Source organism: Streptomyces sp. GESEQ-4, from assembly GCF_017948455.1.
GTDB lineage: Bacteria > Actinomycetota > Actinomycetes > Streptomycetales > Streptomycetaceae > Streptomyces.
On the sequence record NZ_JAFFSU010000010.1, the window covers coordinates 284,180 to 305,697 of the forward strand.

Consider the following 21,518-nt stretch of genomic DNA (forward strand, 5'->3'; position numbering starts at 1 on the left):
GAGAAGCCGGGACAAGCGCCGGGGTGTCTCAGCGGACGACCACCACCGTGGCAGGTCGGGACGGCTCGGCGAGCACCGTGTCACCGGCCCTGCGCCCCGGCACGACGGCCACCGGCGCCGCCTGTCCGGCGACCGGCACGACCACGCTGTGCACGGTGCCCGGCCGGCCGGCCCCGGGCCGGGAGGCGTACTGGACGTCCAGGCACTGCCCGCGCAGCCGCCTCAGGGCGTCCACGACCGGTGTGCCCGGCTCCACCGCGGGCAGCACCGCGCTCCGGTTCACCAACGGGTCGAGCCCGCCGCACGAGCTGTCGTCCGGCGGCTCCACCGGCTGTCCGGACCGACCCCCGTGCGGACCGGACAGAGTGAGGCGGGTGAGGTCCCCGACGGTGCCGTTCGTGGTGTCGACGCGGATCGTGGCCCGGCGCAGCCACTGCAGCTCATGCCCGTCGAGCTCGGCCCGCGCCCAGTTCGCGGTGTCGACGAGGAATCCGGTCTCGATGGCGGGCGCGTCCAGGGGCGGCTCCCGGTGCGCCGCGCCGCGTGCGGCACGCTCCTCGGGCCAGTGGCGCAGCACGACGAGCAGCTTGTCGTCGGGGCGGGCGAACCCGTGGGCGCGGCCCGCGGTCACCGGGTAGGACCCGGCCGGCGCGACCGCCTCGCGGGAGGCGCCGGAGATGTCGATGCCGCCCCGGGGTCCGAGCGTGAACCCGACCCCGGAGAAGGACTCGTCCCGCACCGAGGCGGTCGTGGTGGGCGACGCCTGGCATCCGGTGACCAGCAGGGCGGCGGCCAGTGGGACGGCGCCCGCGAAAAGGGCCGCGGGTCGAAGGTGGGCAGGCATGGGGTGCCTCCGTCTCTTCCTGCTCTTCCTGTGCACTCCCGGCAGCCGGGCGGCTGCCTGTGTCGACAGTGCGCCCCGCAACGGCCGTAGCCCATTCGTCATTTGACGAATCCCCGGCGCCCCGGGCCCGCGCGGGGCGTACCTTCGCAGGAGGTGAGAACCGGCCCGGGAGGCCGCCATGACGACATCAGCCCGTACGACGGCAACGGCCGAGGTTCATCTGCGGCGCATGGCGGACGTCCTGGACGAGGCCCGGCACGACACGTCGGACGCGGTGCCGCCGAAATCCCTGCTGCTCGGCCTGCAACGCCTCGTCCCCTGCGACTGCGCGTGCTTCTCCGAACTGGACGTCCCGACCCGGATCCACGTCAACGAGCAGGAGACGCCCTACGACAACTGGGGAAACATGGGCGGGGACGACTGCTCGCTGGACGGCTACTGGCGATGGCGCCACCAGCATCTGCAGTGCACCTGGGTCGCGGGGCCGCACAGCACGCCGGAGGCCACACAGCTGACCGACTACATGTCACTGCGCGAGCTGATGAACCTGCCGATCTACACCGAGTGCCTGCGGCCCTTCAAATGCATCGCGGCCGTCGCCCTGCCCACCGCGCCGAACCGCACCCGCGTCTTCCAGTTCCTGCGCGAGGAGGGCAGACCGTTCACCGATCACGAGATGACGACGCTCCGTCTGATGGCCCCGCATCTGTACGCGATCTACCAGGACGCCGCCCGCCGCCGCCGTCCCTCCGTGCGGCTGACCCACCGGGAACTGGACGTCCTGCGCTGCGTGGCCCTCGGCCTGACCACCCCGCAGATCGCGGAACAACTCGTCGTCTCGCGCAGCACTGTCCGCAAGCACCTGGAAAACGCCTTCGGCCGCCTGGGTGTCTCCAGCCGTACGGCGGCCGTCGCCCGGGTCTTCCCGGAGGCGGAAGCCCTGTGAGCCGATGAGGCCGATGAATTCCGGGGCCGTATCGAGTCCGCCCTGTCGAGGGACATCCGAGGAACATCCGAGGGACATCCGAGGGACATCCGGCGGCTGGAGGCAGCTCATGACCGACATCACCCCGCAGACCCGACTGGACACCCGCTACAGCGAGGAAACGGCGACCGCGACCCCCTGGCCGGAGGCCGAGAAGCAGCTCACCGAGGCCGAGCTGTTCTGGATCTCGACCGTACGACCGGACGGGCGCCCGCACGTCACCCCGCTGCCCGCGGTCTGGGCGCACGGCGCCCTGCACTTCTGCACCGGCCCCGAGGAACGCAAGGCCCGCAACCTCGCCGAGAACCCGCAGGTCGTCCTCACCACGGGCACGAACACCTGGAACAAGGGGTACGACCTCGTGGTCGAGGGCGAGGCGCGGCGGGTCACGGACGACGCGGCGCTGCGCGAACTCGCGGCCCTCTGGGAGACGAAATACGGGCCTTTCTGGCACTTCGAGGTACGGAACGGTTGCTTCCACCACGGAGCAGGACACGCTTACGTCTTTTCGGTGGCGCCGGTCACCGTTTTCGGCTTCGGTAAGGGGGAGCCGTTCAGCCAGACCCGCTGGCGGTTCGTCTGACGTGTCAACGGCGACCTGGAGGACCAGCGATGCAGTACACGCTCGAAGTGATCCCGCTGCCCGTGAGCGACATCGACCGAGCCCGCGACTTCTACCGCGACAAGGTCGGCTTCCACGTCGACATCGACCAGGAGGTCATGCCGGGCATGCGCATCGTCCAGCTGACCCCGCCGGGCTCGGGCTGTTCTGTGGCCCTCGGCGACAGCATCTGGGACATGACCAAGGGCGAGACCAAGCCCGAACCCGGGTCCTACCAGGGCCTCCAACTCTGCGTCGCCGACATCAAGGCCGCGCACGCCGAGCTGCTCGAACGCGGCCTCGACGTCACCGAGCCGACCCAGTACACCCCCGACGACGGCGCGACGTTCATGTACTTCACGGACCCGGACGGGAATGGGTGGTCGATCCAGGAGTACCGGCAGAGGGCGACGAAACCGCTGCACGAGCTGCTGACGGAGCAGGCAAAGCAGGGCCGGCAGTAACGCCCCTTCAGGGGCGCGGGGCTGTATCGATTTGCGGCTCCGCCGCGTGGGCGCGACCAGCCCTCACCGGCCGCAACTGTGACACGCGGAGTGGCGATGGTCAGAGATCGTCCGGGAGGATCCGGAAGTGGGTGTGCCTGCCGCCCATCGGTCGTACGGCCCGCAGGTCACGGAGGTCCCGGGTGAGGATCGCGTCCGTGCCGTACTCGGCGGCGAGCGCCACGTTCACCGCGTCGACCAGGTCGAGGTCGAGCGCCGTGTAGCGCGCCCGGACGGACAGGGCGGCGTCGAGGATCTCCGGAGTGGCCGGGGCCAGGACCAGCCGCATCTGCCGCACGCGTGCGGTGAGCGATCGGAGGATGCCATCAGCCGCGGCTCGCCCGGCGCGGCTGGTGGCCACCTGGTGCACTTCGGTCAGGGCCAGCGGGGTGGCGACGAGGAAGCCGCACTGATCCGCAGCTTTCCTGGCCGCCTCGTGGTCCGGGTCGGAACGGTTGAAGGGCGTGAGGATTCCGGAGGTGTCGGCGACGGCGATCAAGCCGCGTGGCCCCCGTTCCGGCGTTCCCGAGCCTCGTAGCCCTCGGTCACCGCCGCTCGGATGTCGCCTCCGGTAACCGGCCCACCCAGGTCGAACGTCTCCTCGTCGGAGACGAACGGCTCGTCCCAGACACGGTGCGCCAGGGCGATATCCCGAAGGTACAAGATGTGTACCACCCGGGCGCGGGGCTGGTGCGGGGTGGTGGGGCGTGGGTGTCATACGGCGCTACGCGCACGGTCGCACACCCGAGTGAAGGCCTGCTGGGTGTGCGACCAGGTACGCACCGGCTCCTACCACCAACCGGTCTTGGTGGCGGCCGCGTCACAGTCGTGGTCGGGGTCGAACAGCAGGCAGCCCCGGTAGCGGACGCCGTCCGCCCGCTCAGTCTGCCTGCCCGTGGTGTACGTCCGGCTCGTCGCCTCCCTGTAGTGGGAGCAGTTGGCGTCGCCGTCGCCGTTGGTGTCGATCTCGAACTTGATGTACAGGTCGTCGTACTCGTAACTGGTCGTCCGCGCCCAGGCGTACCGCACACCGCCGGAGGTGCCGTACCGGACCTGGGCTGTGCCTGTGCGACCGGTGGCCGTCGTCGCCGTGCCCGTGCTGGAGGCATTCTGTGGATCGCTCAGGATCCCCAGATCGGAGCAGACGACGGCCGCCGTCGCCGCGCTCGCCGGGACGGCGGCCGCCCCGGTGATCAGCGCGGCCGTCATGGCGAGCGCGGCGGTGGTGGCGGCCGCGGTCCTGCGACTCAGAGTTCTGCCGGTCATGTTCGTTCCCCTCCGGAGGCCAATAGCCTTGTGCGTCACAGCAGTCAGCTTCAGGGGGAGTCGCGGGTACCGGTACCTGAAAGGTTTCAGGATGCAGCCGGACAGGAAACCGGCATTTCAGGTGAATGCACCACCACAGCCGAGCCTGCACTGCCTGTCAGAGCATCTACTTCTGGCCACTGTTCACCGGCACGGCTATCCCGATCGACGACTGGCGATCGCGGATGTGGTTGGACACCTGGCTCTGGCTGTTGCCGGACATGACGTTGGTGACACAGGCCGATGTCAGTGAAACCAAGATGCTTCGACGGGCATCGGCCGGGTAGCGTGCGGGCCATGTCGAGTCCTGAGTCAGACAAGGAGGGGGCTTTCGGTCACGCCGTCAGCCCCCTGAACCACTGAGCTCGTAGCCCTGTCGTCGCGCCGTTTTTTGCGGTGGGACGAGTGGCGCTTGGGGCTGGCCGCGGTGACGAGATGACCTTCTCGTGCTTCTCCTCACCTCGGAGCCACTCGATGCCTCTCCCGCTGTACCTGCTTGCCATGGCGGTTTTCGCCATGGGCACCTCGGAATTCATGCTCGCCGGCCTCTTGCCGGACATCGCCTCAGACCTCGATGTCACAGTCGCGACAGCCGGAACGCTCACCTCGGCCTTCGCGGTCGGCATGATCGTCGGTGCCCCACTTGTGGCCGCGCTTGCCCGCAACTGGCCCAGGCGCGCCAGCCTTCTCGGGTTCATCCTCACTTTCGCGGCAGCTCATGCCGTGGGCGCCATGACCACCAGCTTCCCCATCCTGTTCGCCACCCGGGTGATCGCCGCGCTCGCGAACGCAGGGTTCCTTGCCGTCGCTCTGACGGCTGCCGCCACGCTGGTCCCACCCGACAGGAAGGGACGTGCGCTGGCCGTGCTGCTGTCCGGCACGACGGTGGCCACGATCGCCGGTGTCCCTGGCGGCTCGGTGCTTGGCGCGTTGCTCGGCTGGCGGGCCACATTCTGGGCTGTCGCCGCTCTCTGCCTGCCGGCAGCTCTCGGCATCCTGAAAGGAATCCCAGCAGGACGTGATGAGGATGAGGCGACTGGCAGGCCGGCGTTGCGAGCGGAGCTCGCCCAGCTCACACGGCCGCGGTTGATTCTGGTGATGCTGCTCGGCGCGCTGGTGAACGCGGCAACCTTCGGAAGCCTCACCTTCCTCGCCCTTGTGGTGACCGACAGCGCCGGGCTGGGCGAGTTGTGGATCTCTGTCGCTCTGGTGCTCTTCGGCGCCGGTTCCTTCGTGGGCGTCACCGTCGCCGGCCAACTGTCAGACCGGCGTCCCGGCCCGGTCATCGCAGTCGGTGGCCCGCTGCTGCTCATCGGCTGGCCGACCCTGGCGATGCTGGCCAACGAGCCGGTCGCCCTGTTCATCCTCGTGTTCGTGCAGGGCGCACTGTCGTTCGCGCTGGGCAGCACGCTGATTACGCGCGTCCTCTACGAGGCCGAGGGAGCCCCCACCATGGCCGGTTCATATGCGACCGCGGCGCTCAACGTGGGCGCCGCCGTCGGCCCCGTCATCGCTGCGGCCACCCTCAGCACCGACGCCGGGTACCTCGGGCCGCTCTGGGCAAGCGGACTCCTCGTCGCGATCGCGCTGCTCATCGCGTTCCCCCTCCTCACCGCCATCACGGCCGACCGGAGCACCGAGGTGCTCCGGTGACAAACGTGTCGACGAGCCTCAACGCGGCCGTGGACGACGGTCACCTGTCGAAGAACCCGTGCCCCGCGCAATCGGTGCGTCCGCCTGCGGCGGGTACTGGTCGCGTTGCGCCGTGGACACCTCATGCCGAGTAGCGACGCACGGGCCCGGAAGGCGGTCGACGGCCTGTACGAGGGCACCGATCCGATGCCCGACGGCCCAGAGACGGCCCAGGGGCAATGAGACACGGTAGGGCCGACGGTCCACGACCGTCGGCCCTACCCGCCGAATCGACAGGAAACCCGTTCTGACCTGCGCTTACAGAACCGGCAGAGACTTCCGCAGCTCGAACGCCGTCACCTCGGAGCGGTACTCCTCCCACTCCTGGCGCTTGTTGCGCAGGAAGAAGTCGAAGACGTGCTCGCCCAGGGTCTCGGCGACCAGGTCGCTGCGCTCCATCAGGGACAGCGACTCGCCGAGGTTCTGGGGCAGGGGCTCGATGCCCATCGCGCGGCGCTCGGCGTCGGAGAGGGCCCAGACGTCGTCCTCGGCGCCCGGCGGGAGCTCGTAGCCCTCCTCGATGCCCTTGAGGCCGGCGGCGAGGAGGACGGCGTAGGCGAGGTAGGGGTTCGCGCCGGAGTCCAGGGAGCGGACCTCGACGCGCGCGGAGCCGGTCTTGCCGGGCTTGTACATCGGGACGCGGACGAGGGCCGAGCGGTTGTTGTGGCCCCAGCAGATGTACGAGGGGGCCTCGCCGCCCGCGCCGGCCGTGCGCTCGGAGCCGCCCCAGATGCGCTTGTAGGAGTTGACCCACTGGTTGGTGACCGCGGAGATCTCCGCGGCGTGCCGCAGCAGGCCCGCGATGAAGGAGCGGCCGACCTTGGAGAGCTGGTACTCGGAGCCCGACTCGTAGAACGCGTTGCGGTCGCCCTCGAAGAGGGACAGGTGCGTGTGCATGCCGCTGCCGGGGTGCTCGGAGAACGGCTTCGGCATGAAGCTCGCGTGGACCCCCTGCTCCAGCGCGACCTGCTTCATGACCAGGCGGAACGTCATGATGTTGTCGGCCGTGGAGAGGGCATCGGCGTAGCGGAGGTCGATCTCCTGCTGGCCCGGCGCGCCCTCGTGGTGGGAGAACTCGACCGAGATGCCCATCGACTCCAGCATCGTGATCGCCTGGCGGCGGAAGTCCTGGCCGACGTGGGTGGGGGTGTGGTCGAAGTAGCCCGAGTTGTCGGCGGGCGTGGGGCGGGAGCCGTCCAGCGGGCGGTCCTTCAGCAGGAAGAACTCGATCTCCGGGTGGGTGTAGAAGGTGAAGCCCAGGTCGGAGGTCTTGGACAGCGCGCGCTTGAGGACATAGCGCGGGTCGGCGAAGGACGGGGAGCCGTCCGGCATGAGGATGTCGCAGAACATGCGGGCGGTGCCGGGGGCCTCGGCGCGCCACGGCAGGACCTGGAAGGTCGACGGGTCCGGCTTGGCGATCATGTCGGACTCGTACACCCGGGCGAAGCCCTCGATCGCGGAGCCGTCGAAACCGATGCCCTCGTCGAACGCCTGCTCGAGCTCGGCCGGGGCGACGGCCACGGACTTGAGGAAGCCGAGCACGTCGGTGAACCACAAGCGTACGAACCGGATGTCGCGCTCCTCCAACGTCCGGAGCACGAACTCCTGCTGCTTGTCCATCTTCCGCTTCCCCATCCTTGCTGGTCAGGCCGCCTGCCCCAGGAACTGTGCGAGGCGGTCGGGCACCTGAGCATCACACCACAACACCATTTCGTGCGCGTTGCGGACCCTGATCGCCCGGCCGACCTCGGCGTGAACGCCTCCGATACGGCAGGTGTACTGCTCAGTGCCCATAGTGCCCCCTGCCGCCGACATCCGTAATTCCTGTGACCTCTCTTCGAGAGGTCACCCCTTCCCCATTACGATCAGTTGACCCGACCGTTCCCTTGCCTAGAAGGACACACTCCATGGGCTCCGCCAAGAAGAGCAGCTCCGCAGAGCGCAAGGCGCGAATAGAGGAGATGCGGCGCGCCGAGCGTGCCCGCGAGCGCCGCAACCGCATCCTCACGATCACGGCCAGCGTGGTGGTCGTCGCCGCTCTCGCGGTCGGCGGTGTCGTGCTCGTGCAGTCGCAGTCCGACGACGATTCCGCGGCGAGCGACTCCAGCACCGGGAAGTTCGTCGCGGGCAAGGACGGCGTGAAGACCTGGGACGGGAAGCTGAGCCGGACCCACGTCACCAAGGACGTGAAGTACCCGATGGAGCCCCCGGTCGGCGGCGACCACCACCAGGCGTGGATGAACTGCAACGGGGACGTCTACACCGAGGAACTCAACAACGTGAACGCCGTGCACTCCCTGGAGCACGGCGCGGTCTGGGTGACGTACACCAGCAAGGCCGCCAAGAAGGACGTGGACGCGCTGGCGGCGAAGGTGAAGCAGACCCCGTACACGCTGATGAGCCCGGACGAGAAGCAGAAAGACCCGATCATGCTCTCGGCATGGGGTGCCCAGCGCGCGGTGACGGGCGCGGACGACCCGAACGTCGCCAAGTTCTTCGAGAAGTACGTCCAGGGCGACCAGACGCCCGAGCCGGGCGCCGCCTGCACGGGTGGGCTGTCGAAGTGAAACGGGCGCAGGCCGGCTGGATCGCGGGGGCCGCGGCGGCCGCGCTCGTCGCGGCCGGCGCGATCACCTACTCGGTCGCCGGGGACGGCAACTCCGGAGTCGAGCCGCCCGCCGCCGACTCCGCGGACGCCGGGTTCGCGCGCGACATGGCCGTACATCATCAGCAGGCCGTGGAGATGTCGTACGTCGTGCGCGACCGCACCGACGACACGGAGGTGCGGCGGCTGGCGTACGACATCGCGCAGACGCAGGCCAACCAGCGCGGCATGCTGCTGGGCTGGCTGACCCTGTGGGGGCTGCCGAAGGTGTCGTCGGACGGGCCCATGACCTGGATGGACATGGGTGGCATGGCCTCCGGCAAGGACGGCGCGCTGATGCCCGGCATGGCGACCAACACCGAGATGGAGAAGCTGGGGAAGCTCGACGGCAAGCAGGCCGAGATCTTCTTCCTGCAGCTGATGACGGACCATCACAAGGGCGGTGTCCACATGGCCGAGGGGTGCGTGCAGCGCTGCTCGGTCGGCGTGGAGAAGGATCTCGCGCAGGGCATGGTCGAGGCGCAGGAGTCGGAGATCCAGCTCATGGCGGATCTGCTCAAGAAGCGGGGTGCGCGGGCGCGTTGAGCTCCGCCGAGAGGGACGTATGCCTCAAATCCCTTGCGCATACGGTTCCTTGGGTGCTTCTTGGCCGAGCCATTCCCCCCTGATTCCCCTGGCGTGAACGGTTCGTCGCGAGAGTTGCCACCGTCGAGTGATCACTCGCGACGAACCGCATCCAGGGGGTTCCATGAGATCCAACCGCGCCAGGGCACGTGCCGTGGCGGGCATCGCGGCGACGCTGCCGATGCTCGCCGGGGCGCTGGCCTTCGGCATACCCGCCGCGCACGCCGCGGACAACCCGGGCCGGGACCTGCTCGCGGGCACCAAGCCCGCGTGGGCCACGACCAAGGCCGACAAGGGGGCCGCGCCGGACAGCTCCGCGGTCACCGCCCGGGTCTACTTCGCCGGCCGCGACGCCACCGGTCTCGCCGCCTACGCCAAGGCCGTGTCCGACCCGCGTTCGGCCTCCTACGGCAAGTATCTGAGCGCCGACCAGGCGCAGAGCCGCTTCGGTGCGACGCCGGCCCAGATCACCGCCGTCAAGACGTGGCTGACGTCCGCGGGCCTGAAGGTCACGGGTGTCGCGCAGCACTACGTCTCCGTGACCGGCGACGTGGCCGCCGCCGAGCAGGCGTTCGGCACCCAGCTGCGCACCTACGCCAAGGGCACGAAGACCTACCGCGCGCCCGCCAGGACCGCGTCGGCGCCCGACAGCCTGAACGGCGCCGTCCTGACCGTCACCGGCCTGGACAACGCCCCGCACCGGGCGAGCCACGACGACCAACTGCCCGGTCCTTCCACGGTGTTCAAGAACGCCGGGCCGTTCTCCTCGTACTACGGCTCGAAGGTCGCGAGCACGCTGCCGGACGCGTACGGCACCAAGATCCCGTACGCCGTCCGGGGCTACACCGGCAAGCAGCTGCGGGCCGCGTACGGCGCGGGCTCGCGCACCGGCAAGGGCGTGCGGGTCGCCATCACCGACGCGTTCGCCTCGCCGACCATCGCCTACGACGCGGCGAGCTACGCGAAGAAGCACGGCGACGCCGCCTGGAAGACCGGCCAGTTGCGCCAGGTGCTGCCGAAGAAGTACACGCACACCGGCGCCGACGAGTGCGACGCCGCCGGCTGGTACGGCGAGGAGACCCTCGACGTCGAGGCCGTGCACGCGGTCGCGCCGGCCGCGAACGTCACGTACGTGGGCGGCGCGTCCTGCATGGACGACGACCTGCTCGACGCGCTCAGCAAGATCGTCGACAACCACCTCGCCGACATCGTCTCCAACTCCTGGGGCGACATCGAGGCCCACCAGACGCCGGACCTCGCGGCCGCCTACGACCAGGTCTTCCAGTTCGGCGCGGCCGAGGGCATCGGCTTCTACTTCTCCTCCGGCGACAACGGCGACGAGGTCGCCCACACCGGCACGAAGCAGGTCGACACCCCGGCCAACTCCGCCTGGGTGACGGCCGTCGGCGGTACGTCGCTGGCGGTCGGCAAGGGCGACTCGTATCTGTGGGAGACCGGCTGGGGCACCCAGAAGGCGGCGCTGTCCGACGACGGCAAGAGCTGGGTGGACTTCCCGGGCGCGTACACCTCGGGTGCGGGCGGCGGCACCAGCAAGACGGTCGCCGAGCCCTCCTACCAGAAGGGCGTGGTGCCGACCTCGCTGGCGCAGGCCAACAGCGCCGCCGGCAACCGCGTCGTCCCGGACATCGCGGCCATCGCCGACCCGAACACCGGGTTCCTGGTGGGTCAGACGCAGACCTTCCCGGACGGCTCGCAGCAGTACAGCGAGTACCGCATCGGCGGCACCTCGCTCGCCTCGCCCGTCATCGCGGCGGTGCAGGCACTGGCGCAGGAGGCACGCGGCGGGAAGGCGATCGGCTTCGCCAACCCGGCGATCTACGCCAAGTACGGCTCGACGGCGTACCACGACGTCACGGACGCCCCCACCGGCTCCGGACTCGCCGTGGCGCGCGTCGACTTCGTCAACGGCTACGACGCGAGCGGCGGCCTGACCACCTCCGTCCGCACCCTCGGCACCGACAGCTCGCTGAAGGCGGTCAAGGGGTACGACGACGTGACGGGCGTGGGGACACCCGCGCGGGGCTACGTGGAGTCGTACCGCCGACGGTGACGGTGAACGGGGGGGGCGTGGGGTGCCCCACACCCCACGCCCCCCATCGCGTCGCTCTGACGATTACACTGAGCCCGTGCCTGACTTGAACTTCTGGTCGATCTATCAGCACGGCTTCGCACGCGTCGCCGCATGTACGGGCCACACCGTCATCGCGGACCCGCACGCCAACGCCGAAGCGGTCCTGCGCCACGCCCGCCGGTGCGCCGAGGAGGGGGTCGCCGTCGCCGTCTTCCCGGAGATGGTGCTGTGCGGCTACTCCATCGAGGACCTGCTGCTGCAGGACGCACTGCTCGACCAGGTCGAGGAGGCGCTGCGGGAGGTGGTGGCCGGGTCGGCCCGGCTGCTGCCGGTCCTGGTCGTCGGCGCCCCGCTGCGCCATCGCAACCGGGTCTACAACTGCGCGGTGATCGTGCACCGCGGCCGCGTCCTCGGGGTCGTACCCAAGTCGTACCCGCCGAACTACCGGGAGTTCTACGAGCGCCGGCAGATCGCCGACGGCGCCGACGAGCGCGGCGGGTCGATCCGCGTCGGCGGTGAGACCGTGCCGTTCGGCGTGGATCTGCTGTTCACGGCGGACGATGTCCCGGGTCTCGTGCTGCACGCGGAGATCTGCGAGGACATGTGGGTGCCGGTGCCGCCCAGCGCGGAGGCGGCCCTCGCCGGCGCGACCCTCCTCGTCAACCTCTCCGGCAGCCCGATCACGGTCGGGCGGGCCGAGGACCGCAAGCTGCTGTGCCGCTCGGCGTCCGCCCGCTGCCTCGCCGCGTACGTCTACGCGGCGGCCGGCCTCGGCGAGTCGACCACCGATCTGTCCTGGGACGGCCAGGCCATGGTCTACGAGAACGGCGTGCTGCTGGCCGAGACCGAGCGGTTCCCCCTCGGCGACGAGTACGCGATCGCCGACGTGGACCTCGACCTGCTGCGGCAGGAGCGGCAGCGGATGGGCACGTTCGACGACAACCGCCGGACGCACCGCGCGCGCACCGCCGACTTCCGGACGGTCGAGTTCACGCTCGATCCGCCGCTCACCGACCTGGGGCTGCGCCGTCGCCTGGAGCGCTTCCCGTTCGTGCCGGCCGACGCCGACCGCCTCGCCCTGGACTGCTACGAGGCGTACAACATCCAGGTCGAGGGCCTCCAGCAGCGGCTGGCGGCGATCGGCGGGCCGAAAGTGGTCATCGGGGTGTCCGGCGGCCTCGACTCCACGCACGCGCTGATCGTCGCCGCCCGTGCGATGGACCGGGCGGGCCGTCCACGCAGCGACATCCTGGCCTGGACGCTGCCCGGCTTTGCCACCAGCGACCACACCAAGGACAACGCCCACGCGCTGATGCGGGCCATCGGCGTCACCGCGGCCGAGCTGGACATCACGCCGACCGCGCGGCTGATGCTGGACGAGATGGGCCACCCGTTCGCGTCCGGCGAGCCGGTGTACGACGTCACCTTCGAGAACGTGCAGGCCGGACTGCGCACCGACTACCTGTTCCGGCTCGCCAACCAGCGCGGCGGCATCGTGCTCGGCACCGGTGACCTGTCGGAGCTGGCGCTCGGCTGGTCGACGTACGGCGTGGGCGACCAGATGAGCCACTACAACGTCAACTCGGGCGTTCCGAAGACGCTGATCCAGCACCTCATCCGGTGGGTCATCAGCAGCGGGCAGTTCGACGAGGAGACGGGCAAGATCCTCGCGGCGATCCTCGACACCGAGATCAGCCCGGAGCTGGTGCCGGGCGAGGAGATGCAGTCCACCGAGTCCAAGATCGGCCCGTACGCGCTGCACGACTTCACGCTCTTCCATGTGCTGCGGTACGGCTTCCGGCCGTCGAAGATCGCCTTCCTCGCCTGGCACGCCTGGCACGACCCGGAGGCCGGCGCCTGGCCGCCGAACTTCCCGGAGGCCAAGCGGGTGGCGTACGACCTCCCGGAGATCCGGCGCTGGCTGGAGGTGTTCTGCCGCCGCTTCTTCGCCTTCGCCCAGTTCAAACGCTCGGCCATGCCGAACGGGCCGAAGGTCTCGGCGGGCGGTTCGCTGTCCCCGCGCGGCGACTGGCGCGCACCGTCCGACAGCTCGGCGGGGGTGTGGCTGCGGGATCTTGCGCGCTTCGACATGCCGGAGGTGGGAGGGTAACGGTCCTGGAGGATGGGCGCGGTGACCCTACGGGAGGCGGGGCGGTGGCCGCTCAGTGGTGCAGCGCGCCCGACCGGTCGGGTACGTGCGCGGCGACCACTCGCTCACGCCCGGCCGGCGGAGTCCACCGCGTAGGCCGCGGCCGTCACGCCCAGCCCCGGCACCGTCGGCGCCGGAGACGTCACTCCGAAGATCTGGGGGCTTACGGGCCGAACTTCGTTAGTGTCTTGAGCGGGTGGCACTCTCGGCAGCGCAAGTGGCTTTCCCTGCCCGTCCCGCTGAGGCTAAGGACCGCATACGGTCCACTTCGATTCCGGGAAATCGTAGGTCGACGTCACGGTTGTGAATCGGGCGGCCTTACGAGGAGCCATGGCTCAACTACACCCATTCCTGCCACTGGACGCTGCCACATGACCTGGGCTGCATACTTTCCCTGAATTTCCCCTTGAACATGCAGGGATGACTCTTCGCGAAGCTGCTCGATCAAGGATGCGTCAGCCAGAACCCCATCTCTAGGTGCGATGCCAGATAGCCTTTCCGTGAGGCTCACAGTCGGGCCTAATATAATTCCTCCCGTTGCGTAAACCTGGCCATAGCAGAGACCGATCCTGACTTCGGCCCTGAGGTCACCCAGCATCGTTGTCGTCTCGGATTCGGACAATAGTAGTGCTGTTTCTGCCCCGGCGGATGCTGTAGCGGTGACGAACGTAACGTCGCTGTTCCGCGTATGGAAGAATCTTGCGCCAGTGATAGCCGAGACCTGGTTGCAAAGTCCCCTCACCCTTTCAATCAGGGAGATTAGCTCCGCTTCGCCGAGCCTCCTGGACATACGGGCAAATCCAGCCATTTCGAGCATGCCGATAGCCATAAATCCCGGAGTGAAGCCCTCTATTCCTTCCGGTCCTTCGAGGGCAGCGAGCTTTGTTTCCAAAGATGAGCATTCTGCCTCAAGGTCATCGGCCCGTTCTCTCACTCGCCCAAGTTCGTCTCTTAGTGCTGTCACTTCGCTTTGGAGTTGTTCTCTTTGCTCTAGCAGTTCGTCCCGTTCCTCGGTGACTCTTTCAATCCGCAGTTCAACTACGGCTTCCCGGTGCTGAATCTGACGCAGTTGCCGTTCGACGTCAGCCAATATCGTCTGGCGGTCCTGCAAGGCTTGCGTCAGCACCTCGACCTGTATCATGCTCTGCTGGGATTTCCGGTCAGCTTCTGCGAGTTGGAGCTGCGTCAGCCTGAGCAGACTGGCGGGGTTTCCTTGCGCTTCTACTGCTGCGTGATGTTGATCGCGTAGGAGCTGTAGGGTTTCTTCTTTGATTGACTCGCCTCGGTGGGCGGCCACATCTCGTGCGAGATCCAGGATGAATTCCCAAGGTGGGAGTCGTGATCCGTTTAAATAGCGGGATATAGCTCCCGCGTCACGCGATCGACGTGCCCCATATCGGCGGACTGAAATCTCCAGCCCGGTGAACAATACACGCAGGCTATTTGCCAAGTTCTGCGCCTCAACAGGTAGCTCACCATCGAGTGGCCTGAGGAAAGCCGGCAGGTTTTTGTCTGTCATTCATCCCCCATCACTGGTGTTGCCAACTGCTTGGCAACGTGTGCCACGTGGCGCAACGGTGCACCAGCTCAGGAGTCTAGGGAGTCACCACCCTGGCCTACAGATGAAAGGTGTACGTCGTTGATCCTGTTCCCTGGCGCTCGCTACGTGGCGGCAGCTCAGCGTGTGGCTATAGTGCTGATCTTGCTGCCGCCCCTCCTGATCGTCACCCTCGCGTGCGTGCCCGCACTGCTGTTTTTGCCGTTTAGTCGATCAGGGAGTGAACGGGTAGCAATGCTCGTAGGGCGTCTCGTCTTCTGGACGCGTACTCTCCTTCAAGGCATCCGCCCGCTTGCATGACATGCCCTGCGGTCAGTCAGGCCCCAAGCAATCTGGGCCGTCTCTGGGCCGTCAAAGGGCGGCCCAGGGTGACTAACGACGACCAATGACGACTGCTCAGGCGCCTGTCAGCGCTGCGCGGACGCCGATCGCACGAGGTCGCTCCGGGGCCGCGTCACTTCCTGCGCAACAAGCGGCAGGAGTGGGAGGAGTACCGCTCCGAGGTGACGGCGTTCGAACTGCGGAAGAGCCTGCCGGTTCTTTAGCGCAGGTCAAAGCGGGTTCTCGCTGATTCGGCGAGTGGGGCCGACGGTCGTGGACCGTCGGCCCCACCGTGTCTCAGTACTTCTGGCAGCTGGTCTCGGCGGTGGAGCGAGCGCGTTGAGCACCGCGTTGGTCGGCACCCGGGTGACCGATGCGGCGGCGATGGCCGAAGGTCACCCGCGGAGCCAGCAAGCTGGCGTTGAGTAGACCGGCGGGATTCGAGGAGAATCGGATCATGGCGATATGCAAGAAGTGCGGCGTGCGAAAGCGCCGTTGGCCCCGTTCCTGTCCCGGGTGCAGCGCCGGGTCGGCCCGGGCGGACGTGGCCGTGGCGGGGGCCGATGTGGCCGTGGCAGCAGGACTGTTCGGGTGGATCAGACGAGCGGTCACGGGCGTTGTGCGGCGGATTTTCGACTGGACCTGACCCACCGGGCGCGATCCGGCTCCCGAAGTCGTCGGCATCGATCACAGGGCTGGCATGTTCCGCAAACTCGCCTGCTGCTTCATCCTCCACTGGCAGATCTGCTCGCTGCGCGGCAGTCCACAGGACCAGGGTGGTGCGTGACGGCTCATACGAACACCGCCCAAGCCCCCTTCTCCGTAAGGCCACTGACGGCCGTGCGCTGAGCTGACTCGGCATGGCGGCTTCCTCGCATACTGAGAGACATGGCCCTCTACGACATCCTCGGCGCGACGTACAGCCGGACCCGGCAGCCGGATCCGCGGATCGCCGCTCAGATTCAGGCCGCGCTCGGCGACGCCGCGGACGTGATCAACGTAGGAGCGGGCACCGGCTCCTACGAGCCGCCGCAAACGGTTCTCGCCGTCGAGCCCAGCCAGGTCATGCTCGCCCAGCGCCCACCCCGGTCCGCGCCCGCCGTACGGGCGGTCGCCGAGCATCTTCCGCTGCGTGACGACGCTGCCGACGCCGTCATGGCACTGCTGACCGTCCATCACTGGAATGACCCTGCGGCCGGCATTGCCGAGCTCCGCCGGGTCGCGCGCCGCCGCATCGTCATCCTGACCTGGGACCAGCGGATCTTCCGTGAGCGGTTCTGGCTCGTGCGTGAGTACCTCCCGCAGGCCGCCGCCTTCGACGACACCCGTGCCATCCCGGCCGACCGGCTGGCCACGCTGCTCGGCGGGGCGCATCAGGAGCCCGTCCATGTCCCGCACGACTGCACGGACGGGTTCGGCGCAGCGTATTGGCGCCGCCCCCACGCCTACCTCGACCCACAGGTGCGCGCCGGGATCTCCATGCTCGCCCAGACCGGAGAAGACGCCCTCGCCCCCGGCCTGGCAAAACTCACCGACGACCTCGCGACCGGCCACTGGCACGACCGTCACGCCGACCTGATCGCACTCGACACCCTCGATGTCGGTTATCGACTACTGCTGACGGACCTCTGAAGCAGCTCGGCAGTGCGGCAACCCGGCTCACCACGGGATTGCGCCCGACGCTGGGAAGGAGACCATGAACCAGATCACCAGGGGCATGAGGACCAGGAGAACGAACGCGGCGAAGACCTTCGCCCACATTGCTGTCTTGCCGGGCCCTTCAGTCGGCATGGCCTCTCCGGGTGAACGCCTGGGGATCGCGTGGAACTCGCTGCCCTCCCATGGTAGTTGAGGCGTTCCCGGCAGGTGGATGTTCGCTTGCCGACGTCGTCCGTCTCGTCTTCTTCCATACGTTTTCCGTACGTTCGGGACCCGTCCCCACCAATGTGCCGCAGTATGGAGACATGTGAAGGCACAAGGTGCCCTGTCCGTACGGCAGTTGGGGGAGTGAGTCGGTATGGGTGGATCCGAAGAGCCGACGGGCGGAAGCGAGTTCACGCCGCCCGAGCCCCTGTCGTCGTCTCCGCCTCCGCCCCCGTCGTCGCCCCCTCCCCCGCCCTTCCCCCCGATGCCTGAGGGTCCGCCGGACTCCTCGTGGTTGACCTACACGCTGCCGGAGGAGCCCGAGGACCCTGTGCCCGCGGACCCGTGGCGGGTCACGGCGGCCGGGTTGTTCAACCTCAGCGGGCTCGGGCTCGGGTATGTGCTGCTGCGGCGCTGGCCGCAGGCCGCCCTGTGCTGGATCGCGACCGGCATGCTGCTGGTGGCCGCGCTGCCCGCGGACCCTGACGGGCTGCCGGGCGGGGTGGTGTGGGCGTACGGGCTTGTGCTGGTGCTCGCCGCGGCGCACGGGGCGTGGCTGGCGCGCGGGGCGCGGCTGACGTTGCTGTGGCGGTCGACGGTGGCCGCCGGGCTCGGGCTGGTGCTGCTCGTCGTACCGGTTGGTGGGGCGGTGGGGTACGAGGCGGCGCGGGAAGAGGCGTACCAGCAGATGCTGCTCGACCGGCTCGCCGAGACGGACCGGCTGGTCACCACCGCCTCGAAGCAGGCCGGCTTCGCCGAGGGCAAGGACGAGTACCAGCGGGCGCTCAAGGCCTACCGTGCGCTCGGCGACGACCACCCCGGCAGCCGGGCGGCGCAGCAGATTCCCGACCGCCTCGACCGGTTCTACGACACCGTCGCCGCGCCGTACCGCGAGAAGGAGTACTGCGAGGCCCTGGAGCCGCTGCGGTATCTGTGGAAGCTGCCCGACACGATGGGCAGCAAGAGGCTCGGCTCCCTCGCCGACTGGCCCGAGGAGCCCCTGGCCACCTCGCTCTACGAGTGCGGCATCACGAACCTGGGCTCCAGCGCCGTGACCAAAGCGGATACGGACGGCGCGCTGGCCGACCTCCTGCGTACGTTCCCCGAGTCGGCGCAGGCCGCCAAGGTCGAACCGGCCGTGAGCGCGGAGATCGCGCAACGGTCCAAGGCCCTGAAGGGCAATGACCCCTGCCCGGTTGGCCAGCAGTTGCAGGTCATCAGCCAGACCATGGTCGACCTGCCCGCCGGCAGCCCCGGTGACGGGCTGCGCAGGAAAGCCGCGGGCGCGGTGGAGTCCGCCGCCTACGCCTGCGGGGTGGACGAGTTCGAGGACGACAAGTTCGGCGCGGCGGCCGTGACGCTGGGCGAATTCGCCGACAAGTACAAGGACAACAAGAACGCCAAGCGTGCCCGGCAGATCGCCATCGCCGCGGAGATCGCCGAGGAACGGCCCGCGGCCGGCCGTACGCTGCCGCCGTCCCGCAGCCCGGGCGGCTCCCGGATGCCCATGGAGATCAGCAACGACGCCCCGACCGCGGTCGAGTTCCTCTACACCGGCCCGGTCACCGGCAGCGTCTACCTCCCGGCGTGCGCCGGCTGCACCAAGTACTCCAGCGAGTCGACCGCCGAGACCGTGGCCTGCAAGAACAGCGGTATCGACTACCCGTCCAGCTGGCTCAACCTGCCCGCCGGCAACTACCACACCCTCGTCAAGTACGCCGACGCGGACGCGGGGGACGTGACGAACCAGGCCGACGGCATGCGCATCGATCCCGGATACACGTACACCAACTGCACCTACGTCGTGACCGAGAGCAGCTACCCGGGGTATCCCGACATTCCCCTGCCGGAGCTCCCCGAGCTCGAGCCGCTCAAGCCCACCGGCTCCTGAAAGCGAGGCAAGCCCCCGTCAGGAACGCACCGTCTCCGACTGCTGCGGCACGTTCCCCGCAACCAGCCGTTCCCGCCCGGCCAGCGGCGCGCGCCGCCGGTCCACGCCGTACGCCACCCCGGCGACTCCCAGCCCCAGTACGGCAAGCAGCGCGCCCGCGAGCGCCGGAGACGTCACGCCGAAGCCCGCGGCGAGGGCCAGGCCGCCGATCCACGCTCCCCCGGCGTTGGCGAGGTTGAACGCCGCCTGGTTGGCGGAGGACGCCAGCGACGGGGCCGAGGACGCCTTCTCCATGACCATCAGCAGGAGCGGGGAGCTGGTGACGAAGGCGGCCGTGCCGAGCAGGACGACGGCGACAGGTGCGCTCCATGCCGTGCGCATGAGGACCGGGAACAGTGCCAGGACCGCCGCCAGCGAGATCAGGCCACCGAAGAGCGTGGCCCGCATCGAGCGGTCCGCGAGGCGTCCGCCGAGCAGGTTGCCGGCCGTCGCGCCGACGCCGAAGAGGGCGAGCAGCAGGGTCACGCTGGAGTCGGCGTACCCGGCGGAGTCGGTGAGCATCGGTGTGATGTAGCTGTACGCGGAGAAGAGCGCGCCGAAGCCCGCGACGGTCGTGCCGAGGGCGAGCCATACGGGCAGCGACTTCAGCGCCGCGAGTTCGCCGCGCAGGCCGGCGCCGGGTGCGTGCGTGCCGTCGCGGGGGACGAGGAGCGCCAGGGCGACGACGGCCAGGACGCCGATGACGCTGACGCCGATGAAGGTCGAACGCCAGCCCAGGGACTGGCCCATGAGCGTGGCCACGGGCACGCCGGCGATGTTGGCGACGGTCAGCCCGAGGAACATCAGCGACACGGCGCGTGCCTTGCGCTCGGGAGCGGCCATGTTCGTCGCCACGACCGCGCCGACGCCGAAGAAGGCGCCGTGCGGCAGTCCGCTGAGGAAGCGGGCGGCGAGCAGCCAGTCGTAGTCGGGGGCGAAGGCGGAGAGCGCGTTGCCCGCCACGAACAGGGCCATCAGCCCGATCAGCACCCTGCGCCGGGGCATGCGCGCGGTGACCGCGGCGAGCAGAGGGGCGCCGATGACGACGCCGAGGGCGTAGGCGGAGACCAGGTGGCCGGCGTCGGGGAGGGAGATGTGCAGGTCGTCCGCGACGTCGGGCAGCAGGCCCATCATCACGAACTCGGTGGTGCCGATGCCGAAGGCGCCCACGGCGAGGGCGAGTAGGGCCAGGGGCATGAGGGGTGCCTGTGCCTTTCAAGAGCGGGGTTCTGCAGTGAGTCTATGTTCAGCTGCGGAACAAACTCTCTCAGGCCCGGTATTCCTCGCGGTTAAGACGACGTGTCGACCTTCACACGCGCGGCCACCGGCAAGTGGTCGCTCCCGGTCTCCGGCAGCGTCCACGACGTCACGGGCTCGACGCCCTTCACCATGATCTGGTCGATCCGCGCCATCGGGAACGACGCCGGCCAGCTGAACCCGAACCCGCTGCCCGCCGCGCCCTGCGTGGAGCGCATCTGGGCGGTGACGGCGTTCAACGCGCGGTCGTTCATCGTGCCGTTGAGGTCCCCGAGCAGCACGACCCTCGGCAGCTTCTCGTCGGCGATGGCCTCACCGAGGGCGTCGGCGCTCTTGTCGCGCTGCCGGGCGGTGAACCCGGCCTCCAGCTTCACCCGCACCGACGGGAGGTGGGCGACGTACACCGCGACCTGCCCGGCGGGCGTGGTCACGGTGGCGCGCATGGCACGCGTCCAGCCCAGCTTGATGTCGACGGGCCGGACAGCGGAGAGCGGGTACTTGCTCCACAGCCCGACGGTGCCTTCCACGGAGTGGTACTTGTACGTCGACGCCAGCGCGTCCTCGTACGTCGGCACCACCGCCCCCTTCAGCTCCTCCAGGGCGACCACGTCGGCGCCGGAGGCGGCCACATCACGGGCGGTGCCGGACGGGTCGGCGTTGTCGGCGTTGACGTTGTGCGTGGCCACCGTGAGATCGCCGCCGCCGGCGGCCTTGTCGGTGACCAGGCCGCCGAACATGTTCAGCCATACGATCGTCGGGACCAGCACCGCGATCAGCGCGGTCGCCGACTTGCGGACCAGCGCCAGCACGAGCAGCACCGGGATGGACAGCCCCAGCCAGGGCAGGAAGGTCTCGATGAGGCTGCCGAGGTTGCCGACCGCGTTCGGGATGCGCGAGTGCAGCACCATCAGCAGGGCGAGCAGCAGGGCCAGCACGGCGACGACGAGGCCGCGGCGCCAGATCCGGGGGTCGCCGCGCCAGCCGGTGGTCAGTCTGCCGAGCAGGCGCCGGAACCGGGAGCTTTGCGACTCGGGTTCCGAGCCGTCGTTGTCCGTCTCCGTCACGTATGCCTGCTGCGCCATACCGTCGCCTCACTACCTGCCGTGCACACCGTCCGTCCCCCTGTGTTCTACAGACCCTAGGGGATGATCGGCTCCTTTCCCGCCGTCTTCCGACGGGCGTACGGGCA

General features: G+C 69.0%; 20 protein-coding genes and 1 pseudogene. 11 read left to right on the forward strand and 10 right to left on the reverse strand.

Features of this window, described 5'->3' with window-relative positions:
* Window positions 1-28: 28 nt before the first annotated feature.
* A complete protein-coding gene (locus KCH48_RS21490; RefSeq protein WP_210576281.1) occupies window positions 29-844 on the reverse strand; it encodes a hypothetical protein in 816 nt (271 codons plus the stop codon).
* 178 nt (window positions 845-1,022) lie between these two features.
* Between KCH48_RS21490 and KCH48_RS21495 the strand changes: the two genes are divergently transcribed.
* From KCH48_RS21495 to KCH48_RS21505, 3 genes are all read left to right on the forward strand, one after another.
* Complete coding sequence (locus tag KCH48_RS21495) at window positions 1,023-1,790, forward strand: response regulator transcription factor (protein WP_210576282.1); 768 nt, start codon at window positions 1,023-1,025, stop codon at window positions 1,788-1,790.
* 109 nt (window positions 1,791-1,899) lie between these two features.
* Window positions 1,900-2,412, forward strand: coding sequence for a pyridoxamine 5'-phosphate oxidase family protein (locus tag KCH48_RS21500; RefSeq protein WP_210576283.1), 513 nt, complete (start codon window positions 1,900-1,902; stop codon window positions 2,410-2,412).
* A gap of 29 nt (window positions 2,413-2,441) precedes the next feature.
* The gene (locus KCH48_RS21505) at window positions 2,442-2,894 is read left to right on the forward strand and encodes a VOC family protein (protein ID WP_210576284.1); all 453 of its coding nucleotides are present in this window, start codon (window positions 2,442-2,444) and stop codon (window positions 2,892-2,894) included.
* 100 nt (window positions 2,895-2,994) lie between these two features.
* Here the strand turns inward: KCH48_RS21505 and KCH48_RS21510 are convergent, their stop codons facing one another.
* The 3 genes from KCH48_RS21510 to KCH48_RS21520 all read right to left on the reverse strand — a co-directional run bounded on the left by KCH48_RS21510 (window position 2,995) and on the right by KCH48_RS21520 (window position 4,199).
* Window positions 2,995-3,432 (reverse strand): type II toxin-antitoxin system VapC family toxin, encoded by a 438-nt coding sequence (locus KCH48_RS21510; RefSeq protein WP_210576285.1) that lies wholly within the window; start codon window positions 3,430-3,432, stop codon window positions 2,995-2,997.
* Complete coding sequence (locus KCH48_RS21515; protein ID WP_210576323.1) at window positions 3,429-3,596, reverse strand: hypothetical protein; 168 nt, start codon at window positions 3,594-3,596, stop codon at window positions 3,429-3,431. Before KCH48_RS21515 ends, KCH48_RS21510 begins: the two co-directional genes overlap by 4 nt.
* A gap of 126 nt (window positions 3,597-3,722) precedes the next feature.
* Complete coding sequence (locus KCH48_RS21520) at window positions 3,723-4,199, reverse strand: hypothetical protein (protein WP_210576286.1); 477 nt, start codon at window positions 4,197-4,199, stop codon at window positions 3,723-3,725.
* A 513-nt stretch (window positions 4,200-4,712) separates the two neighbouring features.
* Between KCH48_RS21520 and KCH48_RS21525 the strand changes: the two genes are divergently transcribed.
* Window positions 4,713-5,891 (forward strand): Cmx/CmrA family chloramphenicol efflux MFS transporter, encoded by a 1,179-nt coding sequence (locus KCH48_RS21525; RefSeq protein WP_210576287.1) that lies wholly within the window; start codon window positions 4,713-4,715, stop codon window positions 5,889-5,891.
* Window positions 5,892-6,188: 297 nt separating this feature from the next.
* On the opposite strand, the gene glnA is transcribed toward KCH48_RS21525, so the two are convergent.
* Window positions 6,189-7,550 carry a type I glutamate--ammonia ligase gene (glnA, locus tag KCH48_RS21535; protein WP_210576288.1) on the reverse strand — a complete coding sequence of 454 codons (1,362 nt, stop codon included), beginning with the start codon at window positions 7,548-7,550 and terminating at the stop codon, window positions 6,189-6,191.
* 24 nt (window positions 7,551-7,574) lie between these two features.
* On the reverse strand, window positions 7,575-7,724 hold the full coding sequence (locus KCH48_RS21540) for a hypothetical protein (protein WP_210576289.1): 150 nt from the start codon (window positions 7,722-7,724) through the stop codon (window positions 7,575-7,577).
* Between the two features lie 113 nt (window positions 7,725-7,837).
* Between KCH48_RS21540 and KCH48_RS21545 the strand changes: the two genes are divergently transcribed.
* The 4 genes from KCH48_RS21545 (at window position 7,838) to KCH48_RS21560 (ending at window position 13,361) form a co-directional block, all read left to right on the forward strand.
* On the forward strand, window positions 7,838-8,497 hold the full coding sequence (locus KCH48_RS21545; RefSeq protein ID WP_210576290.1) for a DUF3105 domain-containing protein: 660 nt from the start codon (window positions 7,838-7,840) through the stop codon (window positions 8,495-8,497).
* Window positions 8,494-9,120, forward strand: a complete 627-nt coding sequence (locus KCH48_RS21550) for a DUF305 domain-containing protein (protein ID WP_210576291.1) — start codon at window positions 8,494-8,496, stop codon at window positions 9,118-9,120. The genes KCH48_RS21545 and KCH48_RS21550 overlap by 4 nt, the downstream gene beginning before the upstream one ends.
* 163 nt (window positions 9,121-9,283) lie before the next feature.
* Window positions 9,284-11,230: a protease pro-enzyme activation domain-containing protein gene (locus tag KCH48_RS21555; RefSeq protein WP_210576292.1), complete on the forward strand. Its 1,947-nt coding sequence runs from the start codon at window positions 9,284-9,286 to the stop codon at window positions 11,228-11,230.
* 85 nt (window positions 11,231-11,315) lie between these two features.
* The gene (locus KCH48_RS21560; RefSeq protein WP_210576320.1) at window positions 11,316-13,361 is read left to right on the forward strand and encodes an NAD(+) synthase; all 2,046 of its coding nucleotides are present in this window, start codon (window positions 11,316-11,318) and stop codon (window positions 13,359-13,361) included.
* Between the two features lie 334 nt (window positions 13,362-13,695).
* Here KCH48_RS21560 and KCH48_RS21565 read toward each other — a convergent pair whose 3' ends face one another.
* Window positions 13,696-14,919: a hypothetical protein gene (locus tag KCH48_RS21565; protein ID WP_210576293.1), complete on the reverse strand. Its 1,224-nt coding sequence runs from the start codon at window positions 14,917-14,919 to the stop codon at window positions 13,696-13,698.
* 497 nt (window positions 14,920-15,416) lie between these two features.
* Here KCH48_RS21565 and KCH48_RS21570 point away from each other — a divergent pair.
* Together KCH48_RS21570 and KCH48_RS21575 are read left to right on the forward strand one after the other, a co-directional pair.
* Window positions 15,417-15,503 (forward strand): annotated as a pseudogene (locus KCH48_RS21570) (glutamine synthetase); the annotation flags it as partial.
* Window positions 15,504-16,167: 664 nt separating this feature from the next.
* A complete protein-coding gene (locus KCH48_RS21575; RefSeq protein WP_210576294.1) occupies window positions 16,168-16,911 on the forward strand; it encodes a methyltransferase domain-containing protein in 744 nt (247 codons plus the stop codon).
* 27 nt (window positions 16,912-16,938) lie between these two features.
* Here the strand turns inward: KCH48_RS21575 and KCH48_RS42935 are convergent, their stop codons facing one another.
* Window positions 16,939-17,070, reverse strand: a complete 132-nt coding sequence (locus KCH48_RS42935) for a hypothetical protein (RefSeq protein WP_282615160.1) — start codon at window positions 17,068-17,070, stop codon at window positions 16,939-16,941.
* Window positions 17,071-17,437: 367 nt separating this feature from the next.
* Here KCH48_RS42935 and KCH48_RS21580 point away from each other — a divergent pair, with 367 nt between their 5' ends.
* The gene (locus KCH48_RS21580) at window positions 17,438-19,033 is read left to right on the forward strand and encodes a hypothetical protein (protein ID WP_246885614.1); all 1,596 of its coding nucleotides are present in this window, start codon (window positions 17,438-17,440) and stop codon (window positions 19,031-19,033) included.
* Between the two features lie 18 nt (window positions 19,034-19,051).
* On the opposite strand, the gene KCH48_RS21585 is transcribed toward KCH48_RS21580, so the two are convergent.
* Window positions 19,052-20,269 (reverse strand): MFS transporter, encoded by a 1,218-nt coding sequence (locus tag KCH48_RS21585; RefSeq protein WP_210576295.1) that lies wholly within the window; start codon window positions 20,267-20,269, stop codon window positions 19,052-19,054.
* Between the two features lie 92 nt (window positions 20,270-20,361).
* Window positions 20,362-21,411 (reverse strand): endonuclease/exonuclease/phosphatase family protein, encoded by a 1,050-nt coding sequence (locus KCH48_RS21590; RefSeq protein WP_210576296.1) that lies wholly within the window; start codon window positions 21,409-21,411, stop codon window positions 20,362-20,364.
* Window positions 21,412-21,518: the final 107 nt, after the last annotated feature.

Coding starts and splice junctions, on each gene's coding strand:
- KCH48_RS21490 (WP_210576281.1), bottom strand. CDS start 844: ATGCCTGCCCACCTTCGACCCGCGGCCCTTTTCGCGGGCGCCGTCCCA.
- KCH48_RS21495 (WP_210576282.1), top strand. CDS start 1,023: ATGACGACATCAGCCCGTACGACGGCAACGGCCGAGGTTCATCTGCGG.
- KCH48_RS21500 (WP_210576283.1), top strand. CDS start 1,900: ATGACCGACATCACCCCGCAGACCCGACTGGACACCCGCTACAGCGAG.
- KCH48_RS21505 (WP_210576284.1), top strand. CDS start 2,442: ATGCAGTACACGCTCGAAGTGATCCCGCTGCCCGTGAGCGACATCGAC.
- KCH48_RS21520 (WP_210576286.1), bottom strand. CDS start 4,199: ATGACCGGCAGAACTCTGAGTCGCAGGACCGCGGCCGCCACCACCGCC.
- KCH48_RS21525 (WP_210576287.1), top strand. CDS start 4,713: ATGCCTCTCCCGCTGTACCTGCTTGCCATGGCGGTTTTCGCCATGGGC.
- glnA (WP_210576288.1), bottom strand. CDS start 7,550: ATGGACAAGCAGCAGGAGTTCGTGCTCCGGACGTTGGAGGAGCGCGAC.
- KCH48_RS21540 (WP_210576289.1), bottom strand. CDS start 7,724: ATGGGCACTGAGCAGTACACCTGCCGTATCGGAGGCGTTCACGCCGAG.
- KCH48_RS21545 (WP_210576290.1), top strand. CDS start 7,838: ATGGGCTCCGCCAAGAAGAGCAGCTCCGCAGAGCGCAAGGCGCGAATA.
- KCH48_RS21555 (WP_210576292.1), top strand. CDS start 9,284: ATGAGATCCAACCGCGCCAGGGCACGTGCCGTGGCGGGCATCGCGGCG.
- KCH48_RS21565 (WP_210576293.1), bottom strand. CDS start 14,919: ATGACAGACAAAAACCTGCCGGCTTTCCTCAGGCCACTCGATGGTGAG.
- KCH48_RS21575 (WP_210576294.1), top strand. CDS start 16,168: ATGGCCCTCTACGACATCCTCGGCGCGACGTACAGCCGGACCCGGCAG.
- KCH48_RS42935 (WP_282615160.1), bottom strand. CDS start 17,070: ATGCCGACTGAAGGGCCCGGCAAGACAGCAATGTGGGCGAAGGTCTTC.
- KCH48_RS21585 (WP_210576295.1), bottom strand. CDS start 20,269: ATGCCCCTGGCCCTACTCGCCCTCGCCGTGGGCGCCTTCGGCATCGGC.
- KCH48_RS21590 (WP_210576296.1), bottom strand. CDS start 21,411: ATGGCGCAGCAGGCATACGTGACGGAGACGGACAACGACGGCTCGGAA.